Below are 19480 nucleotides of genomic sequence, written 5' to 3'. Positions count from 1 at the left end.
CATACGGTGGCTCGCAGACCGCCCACCCGGCCGCACCCAGGAGCGAGACCCGTGCCCATCACCTGCATCGCCGTCCCGTTCGACGGCCTCGACGCCCACGCCCAGTACGCCGTCTGGCAGCTGCGGCAGCAGGTCTTCGTCGTCGAGCAGCAGTGCCCCTACCCCGACCTCGACGGCTACGACCTCGACCCCGGCACGCAGCACGTCGTCCTCAGCGACGAGAGCACCCTGCTCGGCTACGCCCGCGTGCTCGACCTCGTCGACGCCTGGCGCATCGGCCGCGTCGTGCTCGACCAGCCGGCCCGCGGGCGCGGCCTGGCCGACGTCGTGATGAACACCGCGCTCTCCGTGTGCCCCGGACGACCGGTCGTGCTCGACGCCCAGGCACCGCTCGTCGGCTGGTACGCCACGTTCGGCTTCGTGCCCGAGGGCGAGGAGTTCCTCGAGGACGGCATCCCGCACCAGCGGATGGTCAGGCCATGACCTCGTCCGGTCGGTAGGTCACGCCGTCGAGGGAGAGCGCACCCCGCGAGACGAGCAGGTCGAGGTGGGCCTTGGTCTCCATGGCCGCCATGCCCTGGTTGAACCAGTCGAGGGTGTCGAAGGCGTGCAGGTGACGGGTCCAGCCGAGCTGCTCGGCGACCTCGTAGGCCGTCGACCCGCCCGCGTCGACGGCGGCGAGGCTGTCGGCGAGGCGCTCCTCGTGGTGGGCGAGCAGCGCGTCGACCCGCGCGTGCGACGACGGTGCGACCGGGCCGTGGGCCGGGAGCACGCGCAGGTCGGGCAGCGAGCGGACCTTGGCCAGCGAGGCCATGAAGTCGGCGAGCGGGTCGGGGGCGGGCGGCACGACGAAGCCGATGGACGGCGTGATGGTCGGCAGCACGTGGTCGCCGGCGAAGAGCAGCTCGTCGGCGCGGTCGGCGAAGACGAAGTGGCCGGGTGTGTGCCCCGGGGTGTGGACGGCGTCGATGGTGCGCGCGCCGACCGCGATCGCGTGGTCGCCGTCGAGCCAGGTGGTCGGCAGCTGCCACTGCGTCAGGTCGGGCAGCTCGCCCTCGTCGGCGTCGAGCCGCCGCCACTTCTCGACGAGCGCGTCGGCGCCGGCGCTGCGCAGGACCTCGTGGAACGGGTTCTCGGTCAGCTCGTCGCTGTGGTTGAGCAGGTCGAGCGCGGGCTTGTCACCGACACCGAGGGCGACGTCGATGCCGAGCTCGCGACCGAGCACCGTGGCCATGGTGAAGTGGTCGCGGTGCACGTGGGTGACCAGGAAGCGCTCGATGTCGCCGAACCCGGACCCGATCGAGCGCAGGCTCGCGTCGAGCAGGTCGCGCGCGAGCGGGATGTGCCAGCCGCCGTCGATGAGCGTGAGGCCGTCGTCGGTCTGGATCGTGTAGACGTTGATCGCCTTGAGGCCGTCCATCGGCAGCGGCAGCGGGATCCGGTGGATGCCCGGCGCCACCTCCCACGCACCCTCCGCCGTCCAGTGCTCGCCGGAGTCGGGCGAGACGGCGTAGGCGGTCGGGGTTCCGGGATCGTGGGGCACCTCCGGCAACTTACGGGGTCCGGTGTCCCGGCTCCTACAGTGGCCGCATGACCGCCCTGGTGACCCGGCTGCGCGGCGCGGGCTGCGTGTTCGCCGAGGAGGAGGCCGCGCTGCTCGAGGAGGCCGCCACCGACGACGCCCACCTCGAGCGCCTCGTGACCGAGCGGATCGGCGGCCGGCCGCTCGAGCACCTCCTCGGCTGGGTCGCCTTCGACGGGCTCCGGCTGCACGTCACCGACGGCGTGTTCGTGCCGCGCCAGAAGACGCTGCTGCTCGTCGACCTCGCCGCCGACCTCGCACCCGACGACGGCACGGTCGTCGACCTGTGCTGCGGCACCGGCGCGCTGCTGGCCGCGCTCGTCGTCCGACGCCCCGACCTCGACGGCCACGCGGCCGACCTCGACCCGGCCGCCGTCGCCTGCGCGCGGCGCAACCTGCCGGCGGAGCGGGTGCACGAGGGCGACCTGTTCGACGCGCTCCCCCGACACCTGCGGGCGGCAGTCGACGTCCTCGTCGTCAACGCGCCCTACGTGCCCACCGACCTCGTGGCCGAGATGCCGCCCGAGGCGCGCGACCACGAGCACCGCCTCGCCCTCGACGGCGGCGGCGACGGCCTCGACGTGCACCGCCGGGTCGTCGCCGAGGCGCCGCGCTGGCTCGCGGCCGGTGGGTACCTGCTGGTCGAGGTCGCCCCGGTGCAGGTCGACACCGCGCTCGCCCTGGTCGCCGAGGCCGGGCTCGAGGGCGCCGTCGCCGAGGACGACGAGCGCGGGGCAACGGCCGTGATCGCCCGCGCCCGTGGCTGAGCATGACCTAGGGTGATCGACGACACGGGCCCCCGACCGCTGGCGCCCATGGGGAGACGACGGAAGGGACAGCCACCGTGGTCGCGCGCCGCCTCACCACCTTCGCCGCGGTCGCGGGCGTGGTCACCGCCGGGCTGATCTCGTTCGCCGTCCCCCGCGGCACCGACGCCAACGCCGCGAGCACGCCGCCGGAGGTGTCGCGGGCCGCCTGGGCGGATGCCTCGCCGCTGGCCCCGCGCGGCATCGTGCGCGGGCGGGTGGAGGTCTCCCCCGGCACCGAGAGCGTCACCGTCACGCTGGGGCAGGCCTCGCCCCTCAGCATCCCCGACCAGTGCCGACAGAGCACCGTGCGCGACCTCGCCTCCTACCTCGACGGGCGCTCGCTCGTGTGCGAGCTGGTCGGCGCCAGCGCCCTCGAGTTCGTCGCGCTCGTCGACGGCTCCGACGGCTCGCGGCTCACCGGCACCGTGGTGGCCCGGTCCGGGGGCCAGGAGGCGCGGGCCGCGCTGCCGACCCGCCTCGTCTACGGCGGGCCCAGCGACGTCGAGCCCGACCTGCGCCTCGTCTCCAGCCCCGACCTGCTCAACGCCGACGTCGGCGACCTGCGCCGTGGCCCCAACCGCTGGACGCCGCGCCGCTCGACCAACAGCACGAACCCGGCCTACGAGAGGGCGATCGGCGCCGTCCTCGACGACTGGCAGCAGCTCGACCCGGCCGCCGTGCTGGTCGCGGGCGACCTCGTCAACGGCCGCTGGGGCTTCGACGACGACGGCACCGGCACCTTCGGCCCGGTGACGACGCTGAAGCAGCGCAAGGCCGCCGTCCGACGGGCCGCGCGCACCTACTACCCGCAGTGGCAGCAGCGTTTCGACGACCGCGGCCTGCCGGTCTTCCCGAGCGTCGGCGACCACGAGTTCGGCGACAGCCCGTTCCACCCGGGCAAGCGGAGGCTGGCCACCACCTTCCGCCAGGAGTTCGCGCGGCAGTTCACCACCAACCGCGACGGCTCACCGCGCTACGCCGACCACCCGCAGGGCCCGGCCCGGCTGACGGCCTTCGCCGGCCGCCCCTCCCCCGACCTGCAGATCGTCTCGCTCGACGTCTTCGACATCACCGCGAAGCGCGCCCGCATCCGCATCGACCCGCAGCAGCTGCGCTGGCTCGAGCGCGTGCTGGCCCAGGCGCGCGCCGACCGGGTGCGGTGGATCGTGGTCGAGAGCCACGTGCCGATCATCTTCCCGGTGCGGGCCCGCGCCTCGAGCGCGCTGCACTACGAGGGCGGCACGTCGTCGCGGCTGTGGAGGGTGATGAAGAAGTACGGCGTCGACCTCTACCTCAGCGGCGAGGTGCACGACACCCAGCTCGCCGAGCGCGACGGCATCGTGCAGGTCAGCCACGGCGGCGCGTTCCAGTTCGGTCTCACCACGGCCCTGGTCCTGGACTTCTACGGCGGCAACCTGCTGCTGACGCTGCGCGACTACGACGTGCACACGCGAGACGGCGGCCGCCGGCTCTGGGAGACCCGGCGCCGCGGGCTCGCGCCCCGGGTCAGCACCCGTCGAGGGCCCCGGATCATCGGCACCGCGACGCTCACCCAGTCCGGCCTGGTCGACACCAGCGGCATCCTGACCCCGGTGCGCTAGAACGTGTTCTCCCTTACCCTCGGAGCATGACGCGGGTCCTGCCGTACAAGTCAGCCGACCGCAGCGCGGGCCTCGACCCCGTGGCCGACTGCGTGGAGATCTACCGGTCGCTCGGCACGCTCGAGTTCCCGTGGGACCTCAACCAGGCGCTGAGCTTCGCGCTGTTCCGCACCTACGCCGTGCCGAGCATCGGCCGCCTGCTCGACGAGACCGGCCAGTTCACCGGCGCCTGCCAGAAGCGCTACGACGACACCGCGCTGCTGCTCGAGGCGCCGCTGGTGCACGGCTTCGACTCCCCCGAGGGGCGCACCGGCGTGCGCCGGGTCAACCAGATGCACGCGATGTACGACATCAGCAACGACGACATGCGCTACGTGCTCGCCACGTTCGTGGTGGTGCCCAAGCGCTGGCTCGACGACTTCGGCTGGCGCCCGCTCACCGACGGCGAGGTGACGGCGTCCGTGCACTACTACCGCACCCTCGGACGTCGGATGGCGATCAAGGACGTGCCCGAGACCTACGAGGAGTTCGCCGACCTCATGGACTCCTACGAGCGCGAGCACTTCGCCGTCGACGAGGGCGGACGACGCGTCGCCGACGCCACGCTCGAGCTGCTCGTCTCGTTCTACCCCTCGCTGGCCGCGCCGGCCGTGCGCCGCTTCAGCCGCGCCCTCATGGACGACCCGCTGCTCGACGCCTTCGCCTACGACCGCCCCGCGCCCTTCGTGCGGGCCGTCTCGACGGGTGCGTTGAAGGCCCGCGCCCGACTCGTCGCGCTGCTGCCGCCGCGCCGCACGGCACGCCTGGGCATCGACACCCCGCGCATCCGCAGCTACACCGGCACGCCCGACCTGGCGGCGATGGGCACGTTCGCGCCCGGCTGCCCGGTCGGACCCGGGCTCGCGCGTGAGCGGACGGCGTCCGTGGCCGGCTGAGGGCTACCGCCGCCGGACGACGAGCATCGTCGCGTCGTCGTCGGTGTCGCCGTCGGTGTCGGTCATCGACAGCTCGGTGACGAGGCCGTCGACCCAGCGCTCGAGCTGGCCGTCGGGCGGCCGGTCGCCGGCGAGGCGACGCAGGCGCTCGGTGCGCTCGCCGAGGTCGGTGCCGCGGCGCTCGACGAGACCGTCGCTGTAGAGCAGAAGTCCGTCGCCGGGCTCGAGGTGGAGCCGCACCGAGCAGGCGACGCCCTCGCCGACGCCGAGCATGGGCCGGACGTCGGCCTCGACGGCGTCGGCGCCGCCGTCGGCCGGCAGCAGCAACGGCAGGGGGTGGCCGGCACTGGCGAGCTCGACGTCGCCGGTGCCGCGGTCGAGCGTGGCGACGACGGCGGTGGCGAGGCCGAGGTCGAGGGGGCCGTCGAGCAGGCGGTCGAGGAGGTCGAGGCAGTCGGCGGGAGCGTGGCCCTCGACGAGGTAGGCGCGGGTGGCCGTGCGCAGCTGGGTCATCGCCGACGCGGCCGCGACGCCGTGGCCGGCGACGTCGCCGACGACCAGGGCCACCTTGTCGCCGAGCTCGAACACGTCCCACCAGTCGCCGCCGAGCTGGTAGGTCGACGCCGGGTGGTAGCGCGCGGCGACGGCGACCCCGTGGAACTCGGGGGCGCGGTCGAGGACGACGGTGCGCTGCACCGACTCGGCCATCGCGATCTGCTCGCGGGAGCGGACCAGCAGCATCGAGTTGATGTTGCGCCCCAGCACGTCGGCGCCCTCCAGGTGCCAGGGACGCCACGACGCACTCTGGCCCCGGGTGACCTCGCGCCACTTGTCGAAGGACTTGCGTGGGCTGAGCCGGACGGCGGCGTCCTCGTCGTCGGCGAGCCGCTTGTTCGACGGGTCGCCGCCCCAGTTGACCACCTCACGCTGCTCGGGCCGGAACCACAGCAACCACCGGCCGTCCATCGAGCCGATGCGCAGCACGCCGGCGGCGACGTCGGCGAGCCGGCCCAGAGCCGGGTCGAGCCCGGCCAGGTGCTGGGTGCTGGAGACGTAGGAGTAGGGGTCGTCGGTGAGCGCGGCGATGCGGGCCAGGACGTCGACGGGCGGCGTCCGGCCGATGGTGCGGACCTGGTCGTCGTCGAACCGCAGGGCGGCCCCGGTGGCGCCGAAGACCTCCAGCAGCCCGGGTTCGGCCAGCAGGGCGTCGAGCGGGGACGCCGCCGAGGCGGCGACGCGCTGCGTCAGGTCGGCCACGAGCTGACGGGTGTCGCTCGCGGCCTCGCGGACCTCGACGCGCTGCCGGTTGCCGATCAGGTGGGCGGTGGCCTGGGTGACGACCTCGGCGGCCGCCCGCGCCTCGTGGCTGGGTCGGTGCGCACCCGAGTAGTGGTGGCAGGCGACGAGGCCCCACAGCTCGCCGTCGACGAGGATCGACAGCGACATCGACGCGGTCACGCCCATGTTGGACAGGTACTCGACGTGGATCGGCGAGACGCTGCGCAGCACCGCGTGCGACAGGTCGAGCGGGTCGCCGGTCTCGGCGTCGAACGTCGGTCGCAGCGGCACCGGGGCGTAGTGGACGTCGGCGATCAGCCGGACCGGGTTGACCCGGTAGAGGCGGCGCGCCTGGGCCGGGATGTCGCTGGCCGGGTAGTGGAGACCGAGGAACGAGTTGAGCCGGGGGTCGCGTTCCTCGGCGACGACCTCGCCGTTCCACTGCTCGTCGAAGCGGTAGACCATCACCCGGTCGAAGCCGGTCAGCGCGCGCACCTCGTGGGCGAGCAGCTCGGTCAGGCGCTCGGTGGTGGCGGCGGTGGCGAGCCGGACCAGGCTGGTGCGGGCGGCTCCGCGGTAGGGCGAGCGCAGCTCGCTGCCGATGAGCTCCTCGACCTCGAGCACGAGGCGGTCACCGGTCCAGTGCACCCGGACGTCGGCCCGCTGGCGGGCCAGCGCCCCCTCGCGCACCTGGTGCAGCACCGTCGACATCGGCTCGTGGGGCAGCTCGCCGTTGGCGGTGTCGCGCACGAGCTGCGCCAGGTCGGTGCCGACCACGGCGGCGAGCTCGTGGCCGATCGCCGCCCGGGCCGTGACGCCGATGAGCGCGCCCAGGTTGGCCGATGCGGTCGTGACCACGAACCCCTGGTCGACGGCGAGCAGGAAGCCGTGGGGCTGGATGGCGCCGGGCACGTGGATCGGCTCGTCCTCGCAGTTCGCCAGGGTCGCCACGTCGTAGGCCGGGGTGTGGTCCGCCGCGGGGGTCGCGGACGGGCGGGGGGTGATGATCAGGCGCTCCGGAGGTCGAGGGGCAGGCCCGCAACCTATCGGTCGTCGTGACCGGCCTCGCCCGAACCGACGATTTACGCCCGTCGGGGTGAATCAGCCCTCGCGCTCGAGGACGTCGTCCCATGCGTCGTTGAGCGCTCGGAAGCCGTCGATCACCTCGCGGGCGCGCTCGGGTCCCAACGCGTCGAGGGCGGCCCGGATCGCCCCGGCCCGGATGCGGCCGTCGTGGGCGTAGGCCTCGCCGCCGGCCGGCGTCGGCCGGACCAGCCGGCTCGCGCTGCCGGCGACGTCGAACCGCTCGAGCCAGCCGGCGTCGATCGCGGCGTTGACCTGACGGTTCACCGTGGACTGCTCGAGGTCGAGGTCGGCCGCGAGCCGGCGCAGGGTGCGCGGCTCGCCGTCGTCGAGCAGCCACAGGATGCGGAACGCGGAGTTCTCGAGCACCACGCCGTCGTAGACGTGCTTGCGCTTCCTCTGGAGGCGCAGCAGCTCGGTGCCGAGCGCGGTGACGTCGGCCAGGCCGACGTCGTCCTCGCCCGGGGTGCGGGTCGCGCCGGTGCTCATGGTCACGGATTCTCGCAGAGCCACGAAGCATGTGTACCGTACACATTCATGGACACCCGCCACTCCCGCGCCCTGATCACCGTCGTGGTGCTCTGCTTCGGCGGCCTCAGCGCGTCGCTCACGCAGACGCTGGTCATCCCCATCCAGGGCGAGCTGCCACAGCTGCTGAGCACGAGCGCGAGCAACGCCGGCTGGGTCGTCACGATCACCCTGCTCGCCGCGGCGGTGACCATGCCGATCAGCGGCCGCCTCGGCGACCTGTTCGGCAAGCCGGTCGTGCTCATCACCAGCGCTGGCGTGCTCGCCGTCGGCTCGGTCGTGTGCGCGCTGTCGAGCACCCTCACCCCGATGCTCGTCGGGCGCGGTCTGCAGGGGCTGGCGATGGGCTTCATCCCGGTCGCGATCGCGCTCATCCGCGAGGTCGTGCCGCCCGAGATGGCCAACACCGGCATCGCCGCGATGAGCGCCACCCTCGGCGTCGGCGGCGCGATCGGCCTGCCGCTCGCCGCGTGGGTCGTGCAGACCTTCGACTTCCACGCCCTGTTCTGGATGGCGGCCGGGTTCGCCGTGCTGCTGCTCGTCGGCCTGCTCACCCTGGTGCCGCGCCCGCGCGACGCCCAGGGCGGCCGGGTCGACCTCGTCGGTGCCGTCGGGCTCGCGCTCGGTCTCGTCGCAGTGCTGCTCGGCGTCTCGAAGGGCCGTGAGTGGGGCTGGACCGACGGTCGCACGCTCGGCGCCCTCGTGGTCGGCGTCGTGGTGCTGCTGGTCTGGGCCGTCTTCGAGCTCGGCCAGGACGAGCCGCTCGTCGACCTCCGTGCCACCGCGCGTCGTCCGGTGCTGCTGACCAACGTCGCCGCGGTGGCGATCGGCTTCGGCATGATGGCGCAGGCCATCGTCGTCCCGCAGCTGCTGCAGGCGCCGGTCGAGACCGGCTACGGCCTCGGCCAGACCATCCTCGAGGCCGGCCTGTGGATGGCGCCCGGCGGCCTCATGATGCTCGTCTTCGCGCCCGTCTCGAGCCGGTTGATGACCTCGGTCGGCCCGCGGCTGACCCTCGCCCTCGGTGCCGGCGTGCTCGGCGTCGGCTACCTCGTGGCGTTCTTCCTCATGGACGCGCCGTGGCAGCTGCTCGTCGCCTCGGTCGTCGCCAGCTCGGGCGTGGGCATCGGCTACGCCGCGATGCCGGCCCTCATCATGGGCTCGACGCCGCCGTCCGAGGCCGGCTCGGCGCTGGGCGTCAACGCGCTGATGCGCTCGGTCGGCACCACCGTGGCGTCCGCGGTGATGGCCACGATCCTGGCCGGAAGCACCGGTCGCAGCGGCTTCGAGCTGTGCTTCGCCATCGGCGCGGGCGCCGCGTTCGTCGGGGTCGTGATCACGCTGCTCGTGCCGCACGTGCACCAGCGCGCGGGTGCCGTCGCCGAGCCCGCGTCGGCGCGGGCCTGAGCATCGGGCCCGAGCCTCAGGCCAGCACCGCGCGCAGGGTCGGCTCGATGCCGTCGGCGATGGCCTCGTAGCCGGCGTCGTTGGGGTGGAAGCGGTCGGCCGCCAGCCGCCCGCGCCACGACGTCGGGCCGACCTCGCGCAGGTCGAGCATCACCACCCGGCCGGCCGCGGCGGCGCGCTCGACGTGGGCGTTGGCGAGGGTCGCGGCGCCCGAGGGCTGTGGCAGCGTCATGACGACGGTGCCGACCGGCACGGCGTCGACGAGCTCGGCGTAGGCCTGCGGCAGCCGCTCGCGCGCGGCCCGGCCGCCGAAGAGGTCGTTGGAGCCGACCATCACGGTGACGACGTCGTCGTCGCGGTGGCCGACGGCGTCGAGGGCCGGCAGCTGCTGGCGCAGCACGTCGTCGGTGCGCGCACCGGTGGCCGACAGGTTGAGCACCTGCGGCGCGTCGCCGGTGGCCGCCAGGCGGGCCGCGAGCAGCCCGACCCACCCGGCGTCGTACGACGTCGCGCCGATGCCCTGCGCCATCGAGTCGCCCAGCACGACCCACCGTCGCCGCGACGGGTCCGGCCGGTCGAGCACGGCGAGGTTGTGCGCGTGCCACGCGGCAGCGTAGGGCTCGACCTCGCTCCAGACCCGCCGCACGCCCGGCAGGAACAGGCCAGCGGTGCGGACGACGCGGCCCGGCGGGCGGCCGGTGCGGTTGTCGTAGTCGAGGGTCATCGCGGTATCGATCGCGGCGTCATCGGGTGGGGTCGAGCAGCTGGGCGAGGTGCAGCGAGGGCCGGTCGCGCAGGTCGGCGACCTGCGTGCGGCACGAGAAGCCGTCGGCCAGGACGACGGCGTCGGGGGCGGCGTCGAGGGCCGGGAGCAGCTGGTGCTCGGCGACCTTGACCGAGACGTCGTAGTGGCCGATCTCGACGCCGAAGTTGCCGGCGAGGCCGCAGCAGCCCGACAGCCTGGTCACCGTGGCGCCCGTGCGGGCGAGGAGCGCGGCGTCGGTGGCCCAGCCCATGACGGCGTGGTGGTGGCAGTGCGGCTGGGCGACGACGGTCGTGCCCGCGAGCGCCGGCGGCTCCCAGCCCTCGGTCGAGGTGAGCAGCTCGGCGAGGGTCGTGGTCGCGGCGGCCACGGCGTCGGCGTCGGGGCCGGGCACGAGCTCGAGGACGTCGCTGCGCAGCACGCCCGTGCACGACGGCTCGAGCCCGACGATCGGCGTCCCCTCGCGGGCGGCGACGGCGAGGGCCGAGACCGTGCGCCCGAGGATCTTCTTCGCCGCGTCGAGCTGACCGGTGGTGATCCAGGTGAGGCCGCAGCACAGGCGCTCGCCGGGCAGGCGCGGGGCGTATCCGGCGCTCTCGAGCACCCGCACCGCGGCAGCGGCCACGTCGGGGTCGAAGGAGTCGCTGAACGAGTCGACCCACAAGATGACCGGCATGCCGGACGACGCCGCCGGTCGGGACGACGCGGACCACGTGCGACGGAAGGGACGACGGGCGAACGCCGACACCGAACGGCGTCCGTCGACCCCGGCGAGCCAGAGCATGAGCGCGCCGACGACCGGGAGGCGCATCATCAGGTTCGCGAGACGTGGTGTCCGACCGGCGATCTGTGCCCAGAACGGCAGGCGGCCCAACGTGTAGTGCGAGCGGGGCCGAAGCCGACGGCGGTAGGTCTGGTGCAGCGCCTCGGACTTGTAGGTCGCCATGTCGATGCCGGTGGGGCAGTCGGAGGCGCAGCCCTTGCACGACAGGCAGAGGTCGAGGGAGTCGTGCAGCTCGGGCGACGACCAGGGCAGCTCGCCGCGCACGACCTCCTGCAGCACGCGGGCCCGCCCGCGCGTGGAGTCCTTCTCCTCGCGCGTGGCGAGGAACGAGGGACACATGACCCCGCCGGCGGCAGTGTTGTCGGCGCGGCACTTGCCGACTCCCGTGCAGCGGTGCACGGCCTGGGCGAGGTCGCCGTCGTCGTGCGGGTAGGCCATCGCGAGCCGGGTGCGGCCGTGGGCCCGGTAGGGCGCGACGCCGGCGACGCGGACGTCGGCGTCGACCGGGTCGGGGTCGACGAGCACGCCGGGGTTGAGCAGGTTGTCGGGGTCGAAGGCGTGCTTGATGCCGGCGAACATCGCGATCGCCTCGGGCGAGTACATGTGCGGCAGCAGCTCGGAGCGGGCCCGGCCGTCGCCGTGCTCGCCCGACAGCGACCCGCCGTACTCGCCGACGAGCTTCGCGGCGTCGGTGAGGAACGCGCGCAGCACCGCACGTCCGTCGGGGCGGTCGAGCGGGTAGTCGAGGCGCACGTGCATGCAGCCGTCGCCGAAGTGGCCGAACGGCGCCGACGTCATGCCGTAGGAGGTGACCAGCTCGTCGAAGCGGGCGAGGTAGGAACCGAGCATGTGCGGCGGGACGGCGGCGTCCTCCCACCCCGGCCAGGCCGGCTTGTCGGCCGGCGAGCGCCCGGCCATGCCGGCGCCGTCCTCGCGGATGCGCCACAGGCGGGCCTGGGTGACCGGGTCGGGGACGACGAGCGCGTCGACGCCGAGCCCGGCCGCGGCCAGGCGGTCGGCGCGGGCCCGCACCTCGTCGAGGTCGTCGCCGGCGAGCTCGACGAACAGCCAGGCGGCGCCCCGGGGCAACGGCGGCACCGCGCCCTCGCCGCGGCGGGCGCGCAGCACCGACAGCAGCCGGGAGTCGAGGCCCTCGCACGACGTCGGGCCGTGCTCGACGACGGCCGGGGCCGCCTCGCCCGCGGCGACGATGTCGTCGAAGCCCAGCACGACGACGACGCGCACGGGCGCGTCGACGACGAGCCGCACGGTGGCCTCGGTGACCACGCCGAGCGTGCCCTCGGAGCCGACGAGCGCCTGGGTGAGGTCGAACCGCTCGGGCAGCAGGTGCTGCGCGGCGTAGCCCGAGACCTGGCGGCCGAACCGGTCGAGCTCGGTGCGCGCCGTCGCGAGGTGGCGGCCCATGACGTCGCGGACGCCGTCGAGCACCGCCGCTCCCCCGGTGACCACCGGGCGGCCCGCGGCGTCGTAGCCGGTCTCGACGACCTCGCCCGCGGCGGTGAGCAACCGCAGCCCGGCCACGTTGTCGCTGGTGCGGCCGTAGGCCAGCGAGCGCGACCCGCAGGCGTTGTTGCCGATCATGCCGCCGATCGTGCAGCGCGGGTGCGTCGACGGGTCGGGCCCGAAACGCACCCCGTGCGGGGTCGCGGCCTTTTGCAGGACGGCGTGCACGGTGCCCGGCTCGACGACGGCGGTACGGGCCTCGGGGTCGATGGACAGCACGCGCCCGAGGTGGCGGGAGAAGTCGAGCACGATGCCGCGCCCGACCGCGTTGCCGGCGACCGACGTGCCCGCGCCGCGGGAGGTGAGCGGCACGCCGGTCTCGCGGGCGACCGCGAGCGCGGCGGCGACCTCGTCGACGTGCCGCGGGCGGACCACGGCGAGCGGCGGGATGCGGTACAGCGAGGCGTCGGAGGAGTACATGCCGCGCGTGCCGGCGTCGTCGCGCACCTCGAGCCCGGCGGCCCGGAGGGCAGCGGCGACGTCGGCCTGCGGGTCGGCGGCGAGGCTGGTCATGGGTAACATGTTACTCGTGCCGACCCTGGCCCTCCCCATCCACGCCGCCTCGCTCACCGACGCCGTGGTCGAGGCGGTGCGCGACGGCGTCCAGGCGCGCGAGCTCGTGGCCGACGAGGTCTACTCGGTCTACCAGCTCGCCGAGCTGCTCGGCGTCTCGCGCAGCCCCGTGCGCGAGGCGATGCTGCGCCTGGCCGAGGCGGGTCTGGTCGAGATCGTGCGCAACCGCGGGTTCCGGGTGGTGGTGCCGTCCTCGCGCGACGTCGAGGAGATCTTCGAGGTGCGCCTCGCCCTCGAGCCGGCGGCCGCGGCGCGAGCCGCGCGCCTCGGCTGCCCCGACGCCGTGACCTGCCTCGCCGCGATGGACGACGCGGCGGCCCGCGCCGACGAGCCGGCCCTCTGGGCCGCCGACCGCGCACTGCACCGCGCCCTGCTGGTCGCATCGGGCAACCGCCGTGCGGCGGCGATCGTCGAGCAGCTGCGGGCCACGACGGCCCTGCTGGGGCCGCCGTCCACCGCGACCGGCCGCTCGCTCGCCGACATCTGTGCCGAGCACCGCCCGATCGTCGAGGCCGTCGTCGCCGGCGACGCCGACGCCGCCGATGCGGCGATGCGCGACCACCTCGAGCACACCTGTTTCCTGCTGACCCAGGGGTGATCTGGGGCCACGCGGCGGGCACTAGCGTCGAGGACATGGCCGACATGAAGTTCCGCACGCTCGGCAGCTCCGACCTCGAGGTCTCGGTGATCTCCCTCGGCAGCTGGCTCACCTACTCCGGCGGCGTCGGTCTCGACCAGACGCGCGCGTGCACCGAGGCCGCGTTCGACGCCGGCATCAATCTCTTCGACACCGCCAACGTCTACGGGCGGGGCGCGGCCGAGGAGGCGTGGGGCGAGATCCTCAGCGAGCACCCGCGCGAGAGCTACGTGCTGGCGACCAAGGTGTTCGGCCAGATGTCCGACGACCCGGCCGACCGGGGCCTGTCCCCCGCCCACATCGCGAAGGAGATCGACGCTTCGCTCCGTCGCCTGCGCGTCGACCACGTCGACCTCTACCAGGCGCACCGCTTCGACGACCAGGTGCCGCTCGAGGACACCGTCGAGGCGCTGCAGCAGGTGGTGCAGTCGGGCAAGGCGCGCTACCTGGGGTTCAGCGAGTGGACGCCCGACCAGGTGCGGGCCGCGATCGAGATCGGCGGCGACGACCTGTTCGTCAGCTCGCAGCCGCAGTACTCGATGCTCTGGCGCGCTCCCGAGGCCGAGATCTTCCCGCTCAGCATGGACCACGGCATCTCCCAGATCGTCTGGTCGCCGCTGGCCCAGGGCCTGCTGACCGGCAAGTACCTCCCCGGCCAGGAGTTCCCGGCCGACTCCCGCTTCGCGCAGGCGTCGATGAACGGCGCCCAGGACGTCGTCTACAGCGAGGAGGCGGTGGAGGCCGTGCAGCGCCTAGTTCCCATCGCCGAGGACCTCGGCGTCTCGCTGGCCGAGCTCGCACTGGCCTGGACCCTCCGCGGACCCGAGCTCGCGTCGGCCATCATCGGCGCCTCGCGACCCGAGCAGGTGCACGCCAACGCCGCCGCGGCTCCGCTCTCGCTCCCCGACGACGTCGTCGCGGCCTGCGACGAGGCCCTGGGCGACGTGCCGGTCACCGGCCAGACCCTCGCCGTCAACGCGACGCCGTACATCAAGCGCCGCTGACCTCGCTGTCGCCCGGATCACATCTTCTCGTTTTGCACTCGTAACCATCAGAGTGCAGAATGCACTCCATGGCCGAAAGTGCAAAGCGTGATCGCGCCGCGACGTCGCGGCGCGTGACGACGTGCGCGATGCGCCTCGCCGACGAGCGCGGCCTCGACGGCTTCACCATGGACGAGCTGGCCGAGGCGGTCGGCGTCTCGCGGCGCACCCTGTTCAACTACTTCCCCGGCAAGGTCGACGCCGTCCTGGGTGAGTGGCCGAGCCTCGACGACGACGACATCGACGAGTTCCGCGCCGGTGGCCCCGAGGGCGATCTGTTGCTCGACCTGCGCACGTTGGTGCTCCCCCTCGTCCAGGAGGACTTCGCCGACCGCGAGCTGATGGCGGCGACCCAGCGGGTGCTGCGCACCACCCCCAAGCTGCTCCTCGCCATCAACGAGCGCTACGAGGCCCTGAGCGCCGACATCGTCGAGCACGTCGTCGCGCGGGAGGGCGCCGCGTTCGGCAAGACGAACGCCCGCGTGGCGGTCATCATCCTGGCCGCGCTCTTCGGGGCCGCCCTCGAGTCCTTCGTCGACGATGTCCGCGGCCACCCCTTCTCGCACCACTTCGACCAGAGCCTGCGCACGGCTCGCACCCTGCTCGGCGCCTGACCGGCTCCGGTCCGTCCCCACCCACCCACCCCACAGGAGACCCCCGTGGCCACGTACCTCTACCGACTCGGCAAGACGGCCTACCGTCGCTGGCCGGCCTTCCTCGCCGGCTGGATCGTGCTCTTCGTCGCCGTCGGCGCGTTCGCGGCCGCGTTCTCCAAGCCGACGACCGACGCCTTCACGATCCCGGGCATCCCGTCGGAGGAGGCGGCCGACCTCCAGTCCGAGCTCTTCCCGGGCAGCGTCGACGCCTTCGACCAGGCGAGCGTGAACGTCGTCGTCGCGGCGCCCGAGGGCGAGCAGCTGAGCGACTACGCCGACGACGTCTCCGCGCTGGTCGCCGACCTCGCCGAGGGACCCCAGATGCCGCCGGCCGAACAGGTCGTCGACCCGCTGGCCGCGGCGTCCGGGGGCGAGCAGGGCGGCCAGCCCGGCGCCGACGCGCCGGCCGCGGACGACCCCGCCGCCGGGGCGGCCGCCGCGATGGCCCCGGTCTCCTCCGACGGACGCATCGGCGTCATCCAGTTCGCCTTCGACGTCGACACCGTCTCCGACGTCGAGCCCGAGACGCAGGAGGCCGTGCTCGACGCGATGTCGAAGGCCCGCGACTCCGGCCTCACGGTCGAGGCCAACGGCCAGGGCATGCAGGAGTTCGCCCCGCCCGGCGGCACCGCCGAGCTCATCGGCATCGGCCTCGCGCTCGTCGTCCTCATCCTCACCTTCGGCTCGCTGGTCGCCGCCGGCCTGCCCATCGTCGCCGCCATCTGGGGCGTCGGCCTGGGCCTGGCGGGCATCACCGGCCTGTCGGCCTTCGTCGACCTCGGTTCGAGCGCGCCGATCCTGGCCACGATGATCGGTCTCGCGGTCGGCATCGACTACTCCCTGTTCATCCTCGCCCGCTACCGCAACGAGCTCGAGCACACCGACGACCGCGAGGAGGCCACCGGTGTCGCGGTCGGCACCGCCGGCTCCGCGGTGGTGTTCGCCGGCCTCACGGTGCTCATCGCGCTCTCGGCCCTCGCGGTCGTCCGCATCCCGTTCCTGACGACGATGGGCCTCGCGGCCGCGGCCACGGTCCTCATCGCGGTGCTCGTCGCGCTCACGCTGCTGCCGGCGATCCTCGGCATGCTGAAGACGAAGGCGTTCGGCGGCACGATCCGCAAGTACGCCCCGACCCGCGAGGCCGACGGCGCCGTCGTCAACAACGGCGTCCGCTGGGCCCGGCTCGTCGGGCGGGCGCCCGTCGCCGCCGCTCTCGTCGTCATCCTCGGCCTCGGCGCGCTGGCGATCCCGCTCAAGGACCTGTTCCTCGCCTTCCCGACCGACAGCACGGCGCCGTCCGACACGACGGCCCGCAAGGCCAGCGACCTGCTGACCGACGGCTTCGGCCCCGGCCGCGAGGCGCCCTTCCAGCTCGTCGTCGACGGTCGCGACCTGCCGGAGCCCGAGCGCACCGCGGCCTACCAGGAGGTCGTCGACTGGGCCGCCGAGCAGGACGGCGTCGCCGGCGCCGTCGACGCCTCGGCCCTCGGCGGCGCGCCGGCCGACGGCTCCGCCCCCGGCACGCAGATCATCCTGGTGCCGCAGTACGGCCCCGACGACCCGCAGACCCAGGACCTCCTGGAGGCGCTGCGTGGCGGCGAGGACGACATCGAGGCCGCCACCGGCACCGACATCGGCATCACCGGCCTCACCGCCATCACGACCGACGTCTCCGACCGTCTGACCGGGGCCCTGCCGATCTACCTGCTCGTCGTGGTGGGCCTGGCCTTCCTGCTGCTGATGGTCGTGTTCCGCTCGATCCTGGTGCCGCTCACCGCGACCTTCGGCTTCCTGCTCTCCGTGCTCGCCACGCTGGGTGCGACGGTGGCGGTGTTCCAGGAGGGCGCGTTCGGGCTGATGGAGGGCCAGCCGATCGTCAGCTTCATCCCGATCTTCCTGATCGGCGTGGTGTTCGGCCTCGCCATGGACTACCAGGTGTTCCTGGTGACCCGGATGCGCGAGGCCCACGTGCACGGCGCCTCGCCGCGCGAGGCGGTCGTCGACGGCTTCCGCAGCTCGGCCCGCGTCGTGGCCGCGGCCGCCGTCATCATGACCGCGGTGTTCTCCGGCTTCATCCTCGAGGACGACGCGATCATCAAGTCGATGGGCTTCGCCCTCGCGGCCGCCGTCGTGTTCGACGCCTTCATCGTGCGGATGACGCTCATCCCCGCACTGATGTACCTCCTCGGCGACAAGGCCTGGTGGCTGCCGGCATGGCTCGACAAGATCCTCCCCGACGTCGACGTCGAGGGCGAGAAGCTCGAGCGGCCGCACCTGCGCAAGGACGACGAGCGCGACCCGGTCCTCGTCTGACCCCTCGGCCGACCTCTCGGCCCAGCCCGACCCCGCTGACCCGGCGCCTCGACGCGCCGGGTCAGCGTCGTCCTCCGGCTGCCCACCCGGGCGCGGGTGATGAGTTCTCACGCCTCCCGCCGTCACATGGGGGACAGCACCACGACGAGCGGAGATGATCATGCTGGGAACGACCCTGCGAGCGGAGGAGCCGGACATGGGCACGGACCCGGGAGGGCTCGACCAGCCCGCCTTCGAGCGGCTGACCGAGCCGCACCGGCGCGAGCTGCACGTGCACTGCTACCGGATGCTCGCCTCGTTCGAGGACGCCGAGGACGCCGTCCAGGAGACGCTGCTGCGGGCCTGGCGGCGGCGGGAGACGTTCGCGGGCCGGTCGACCTTCCGGGCCTGGCTCTACAAGATCGCGACCAACGCCTGCCTCGACCTGGTGGCCAAGCGGCGTCCGGCCGCCCTGCCCGACGGGGAGGTGCCCTGGCTCCAGCCCTACCCCGACCACCTCCTCGACGACCCGGAGACGCTCACGGTCTCGCGCGAGACGATCGAGCTCGCCTACCTCGTCGCCGTCCAGCACCTGGCGCCGCGTCCGCGGGCCGTGCTGATCCTGCGCGACGTGCTCGGTTGGCCGGCCAGGGACGTCGCCGACCTGCTCGGCGACTCCGTCAACTCGGTCAACAGCGCCCTGCAGCGAGCCCGTGCCGGGCTGCGCACGCACCTGCCCGCCGCACGTCAGGACTGGTCGGGTGGCGACGAGGACGCGGCGACGCGCGAGCTGGTCCGCCGCTACACCGAGGCCAGTGTCGCGGCCGACGTCGACACGCTCGCCACGATGCTGCGCGACGACGTCCGGTGCTCGATGCCGCCGACGCCCGGGCGGCAGGTCGGGCGCGACGCGGTCGTCGCCGAGTGGCGCGCGAGCGGCTACGAGCAGATCGGGCCGCTGCGCGCCGTCTCGACGAAGGTCAACCGGCAGCCGGCGCTCGGCTTCTACCTGCTCGACGAGGCCGCGGGGGCGTTCGTGCCCCTCACCGTCGACGTGCTGCGCGTCGCCGGCGGTGAGGTCGCCGAGATCACCACGTTCCACGCCGACCAGTTCCCCCGGCTCGGGCTGCCCGACCGGCTGCCTGCCTGACCGCGCGTCGCGCCGTCGCGATCAGGAGGAGGCGTTGTTGGCGCGGGCGAGGTCCTCGGCCTCGTCGAGGTCGAGGCCGCCGGCGCAGGAGAACATCGGCTCGGGCGCGGTCACGCCGCGCTGGTACTCGTCGACGAAGAGCTCGATGCGCGGGTCGTTGACGCCGGCGAGGTCGAGCTGTCGCCCCCAGGCGGTGAGCACGACCGGCGATCGCAGCCCGACGTAGGGGCTCATGATGCCGTTCTGCGGCAGCTTGGCGGCCAGCTTGCCGGCCTGGTAGGCGTTGATCCGGGCGGGGTCGTAGGTGAACCAGACCGCACCGTGCTCGAGGTCGTGCACGGCCATCTCGTTCGGGACCGGCTCGTCGTAGACGCCGCAGTCCATCCAGGAGGTCCAGTGGTCGCCGCCGATCGGCGGTGACTGGCGGTACGTGATCGGGCCCTCCACGTGGCTGGAGGGGATGCGGTTCCAGATGCGGACGGCGGACAGGTCGCTGGTGTCGACCGTCTCGCTCGCGCTCGGCTCGTCGGGTGTCGCCGGGTCGCTGTCGAAGGGGACGGCCGGGCCGGTGCCGGTGCCGGCGCCGCGCTCGGTGTCGTCGTCGGCGAACAGCCGGGGCACGATGGAGGCGGCGGCCACCACCACGACGGCCGCCAGGACGGCCAGCACCGCGGAGACGCGCCGGCGCCGCAGCGGGGGCGGCGGAGGCAGGGGGGCGGAACCGGGGTGGACGACGCGCCGGTAGCCGGGCTCGCCCGACCGGCCGTCTTCGGCTGGGGGCACCCCGGAAGACTATGGCAACCGCGCCGCCCCCGGGAGCAGAACCCGGGGACGG

General features: G+C 73.8%; 16 protein-coding genes. 10 read left to right on the top strand and 6 right to left on the bottom strand.

Translation table 11 applies throughout. The annotated features are described in order from the left end of the window. The first annotated feature begins 51 nt into the window (after positions 1-51). Complete coding sequence (locus tag ABFT23_RS05620) at positions 52-483, top strand: GNAT family N-acetyltransferase (protein ID WP_347893236.1); 432 nt, start codon at positions 52-54, stop codon at positions 481-483. Here ABFT23_RS05620 and ABFT23_RS05615 read toward each other — a convergent pair. Beyond that, on the bottom strand, positions 473-1543 hold the full coding sequence (locus tag ABFT23_RS05615) for an MBL fold metallo-hydrolase (protein ID WP_347893235.1): 1071 nt from the start codon (positions 1541-1543) through the stop codon (positions 473-475). The genes ABFT23_RS05620 and ABFT23_RS05615 overlap by 11 nt on opposite strands. Before the next feature lie 47 nt (positions 1544-1590). Between ABFT23_RS05615 and ABFT23_RS05610 the strand changes: the two genes are divergently transcribed. The 3 genes from ABFT23_RS05610 (at position 1591) to ABFT23_RS05600 (ending at position 4927) form a co-directional block, all read left to right on the top strand. Beyond that, positions 1591-2349: a putative protein N(5)-glutamine methyltransferase gene (locus tag ABFT23_RS05610; RefSeq protein WP_347893234.1), complete on the top strand. Its 759-nt coding sequence runs from the start codon at positions 1591-1593 to the stop codon at positions 2347-2349. Between the two features lie 77 nt (positions 2350-2426). Next, entirely contained in the window at positions 2427-3992 is a 1566-nt protein-coding gene (locus tag ABFT23_RS05605; protein WP_347893233.1) for a metallophosphoesterase family protein, read from the top strand. A 26-nt stretch (positions 3993-4018) separates the two neighbouring features. Next, on the top strand, positions 4019-4927 hold the full coding sequence (locus ABFT23_RS05600; RefSeq protein ID WP_347893232.1) for an oxygenase MpaB family protein: 909 nt from the start codon (positions 4019-4021) through the stop codon (positions 4925-4927). A gap of 3 nt (positions 4928-4930) precedes the next feature. Here ABFT23_RS05600 and ABFT23_RS05595 read toward each other — a convergent pair whose 3' ends face one another. Together ABFT23_RS05595 and ABFT23_RS05590 are read right to left on the bottom strand one after the other, a co-directional pair. After that, positions 4931-7156: a SpoIIE family protein phosphatase gene (locus tag ABFT23_RS05595; RefSeq protein WP_347893231.1), complete on the bottom strand. Its 2226-nt coding sequence runs from the start codon at positions 7154-7156 to the stop codon at positions 4931-4933. A gap of 150 nt (positions 7157-7306) precedes the next feature. Then, positions 7307-7777 carry a MarR family winged helix-turn-helix transcriptional regulator gene (locus ABFT23_RS05590; protein ID WP_347893230.1) on the bottom strand — a complete coding sequence of 157 codons (471 nt, stop codon included), beginning with the start codon at positions 7775-7777 and terminating at the stop codon, positions 7307-7309. A gap of 48 nt (positions 7778-7825) precedes the next feature. On the opposite strand from ABFT23_RS05590, the gene ABFT23_RS05585 reads away from it, so the two are divergent. Further along, positions 7826-9223 (top strand): MFS transporter, encoded by a 1398-nt coding sequence (locus ABFT23_RS05585; RefSeq protein ID WP_347893229.1) that lies wholly within the window; start codon positions 7826-7828, stop codon positions 9221-9223. A 16-nt stretch (positions 9224-9239) separates the two neighbouring features. Here the strand turns inward: ABFT23_RS05585 and ABFT23_RS05580 are convergent, their stop codons facing one another. Both ABFT23_RS05580 and ABFT23_RS05575 read right to left on the bottom strand, forming a co-directional pair. Next, the gene (locus ABFT23_RS05580; protein WP_347893228.1) at positions 9240-9947 is read right to left on the bottom strand and encodes an SGNH/GDSL hydrolase family protein; all 708 of its coding nucleotides are present in this window, start codon (positions 9945-9947) and stop codon (positions 9240-9242) included. Between the two features lie 19 nt (positions 9948-9966). Further along, positions 9967-12807, bottom strand: coding sequence for an FAD-binding and (Fe-S)-binding domain-containing protein (locus ABFT23_RS05575; protein WP_347893227.1), 2841 nt, complete (start codon positions 12805-12807; stop codon positions 9967-9969). Positions 12808-12823: 16 nt separating this feature from the next. On the opposite strand from ABFT23_RS05575, the gene ABFT23_RS05570 reads away from it, so the two are divergent. The 5 genes from ABFT23_RS05570 (at position 12824) to ABFT23_RS05550 (ending at position 18645) form a co-directional block, all read left to right on the top strand. Beyond that, on the top strand, positions 12824-13465 hold the full coding sequence (locus ABFT23_RS05570) for a GntR family transcriptional regulator (RefSeq protein ID WP_347893226.1): 642 nt from the start codon (positions 12824-12826) through the stop codon (positions 13463-13465). A gap of 35 nt (positions 13466-13500) precedes the next feature. Further along, entirely contained in the window at positions 13501-14508 is a 1008-nt protein-coding gene (locus ABFT23_RS05565) for an aldo/keto reductase family protein (protein WP_347893225.1), read from the top strand. A gap of 68 nt (positions 14509-14576) precedes the next feature. Then, positions 14577-15161 carry a TetR/AcrR family transcriptional regulator gene (locus ABFT23_RS05560; RefSeq protein WP_347893224.1) on the top strand — a complete coding sequence of 195 codons (585 nt, stop codon included), beginning with the start codon at positions 14577-14579 and terminating at the stop codon, positions 15159-15161. 45 nt (positions 15162-15206) lie between these two features. Beyond that, positions 15207-17516 carry an MMPL family transporter gene (locus ABFT23_RS05555; protein ID WP_347893223.1) on the top strand — a complete coding sequence of 770 codons (2310 nt, stop codon included), beginning with the start codon at positions 15207-15209 and terminating at the stop codon, positions 17514-17516. Positions 17517-17712: 196 nt separating this feature from the next. Continuing rightward, positions 17713-18645 carry an RNA polymerase subunit sigma-70 gene (locus ABFT23_RS05550; RefSeq protein ID WP_347893222.1) on the top strand — a complete coding sequence of 311 codons (933 nt, stop codon included), beginning with the start codon at positions 17713-17715 and terminating at the stop codon, positions 18643-18645. A gap of 21 nt (positions 18646-18666) precedes the next feature. Here the strand turns inward: ABFT23_RS05550 and ABFT23_RS05545 are convergent, their stop codons facing one another. Then, on the bottom strand, positions 18667-19428 hold the full coding sequence (locus ABFT23_RS05545; protein ID WP_347893221.1) for a DUF3105 domain-containing protein: 762 nt from the start codon (positions 19426-19428) through the stop codon (positions 18667-18669). Between the last annotated feature and the right edge of the window lie 52 nt (positions 19429-19480).

This window comes from Nocardioides secundeburneus (assembly GCF_039939255.1).
Classification (GTDB): Bacteria; Actinomycetota; Actinomycetes; order Propionibacteriales; family Nocardioidaceae; genus Nocardioides.
Note: the sequence above shows the minus strand (reverse complement) of the source record. Positions and strands in the feature narration are given on the sequence as shown.

Coding starts and splice junctions, on each gene's coding strand:
- ABFT23_RS05610 (WP_347893234.1), top strand. CDS start 1,591: ATGACCGCCCTGGTGACCCGGCTGCGCGGCGCGGGCTGCGTGTTCGCC.
- ABFT23_RS05600 (WP_347893232.1), top strand. CDS start 4,019: ATGACGCGGGTCCTGCCGTACAAGTCAGCCGACCGCAGCGCGGGCCTC.
- ABFT23_RS05590 (WP_347893230.1), bottom strand. CDS start 7,777: ATGAGCACCGGCGCGACCCGCACCCCGGGCGAGGACGACGTCGGCCTG.
- ABFT23_RS05585 (WP_347893229.1), top strand. CDS start 7,826: ATGGACACCCGCCACTCCCGCGCCCTGATCACCGTCGTGGTGCTCTGC.
- ABFT23_RS05580 (WP_347893228.1), bottom strand. CDS start 9,947: ATGACCCTCGACTACGACAACCGCACCGGCCGCCCGCCGGGCCGCGTC.
- ABFT23_RS05575 (WP_347893227.1), bottom strand. CDS start 12,807: ATGACCAGCCTCGCCGCCGACCCGCAGGCCGACGTCGCCGCTGCCCTC.
- ABFT23_RS05565 (WP_347893225.1), top strand. CDS start 13,501: ATGGCCGACATGAAGTTCCGCACGCTCGGCAGCTCCGACCTCGAGGTC.
- ABFT23_RS05560 (WP_347893224.1), top strand. CDS start 14,577: ATGGCCGAAAGTGCAAAGCGTGATCGCGCCGCGACGTCGCGGCGCGTG.
- ABFT23_RS05550 (WP_347893222.1), top strand. CDS start 17,713: ATGGGCACGGACCCGGGAGGGCTCGACCAGCCCGCCTTCGAGCGGCTG.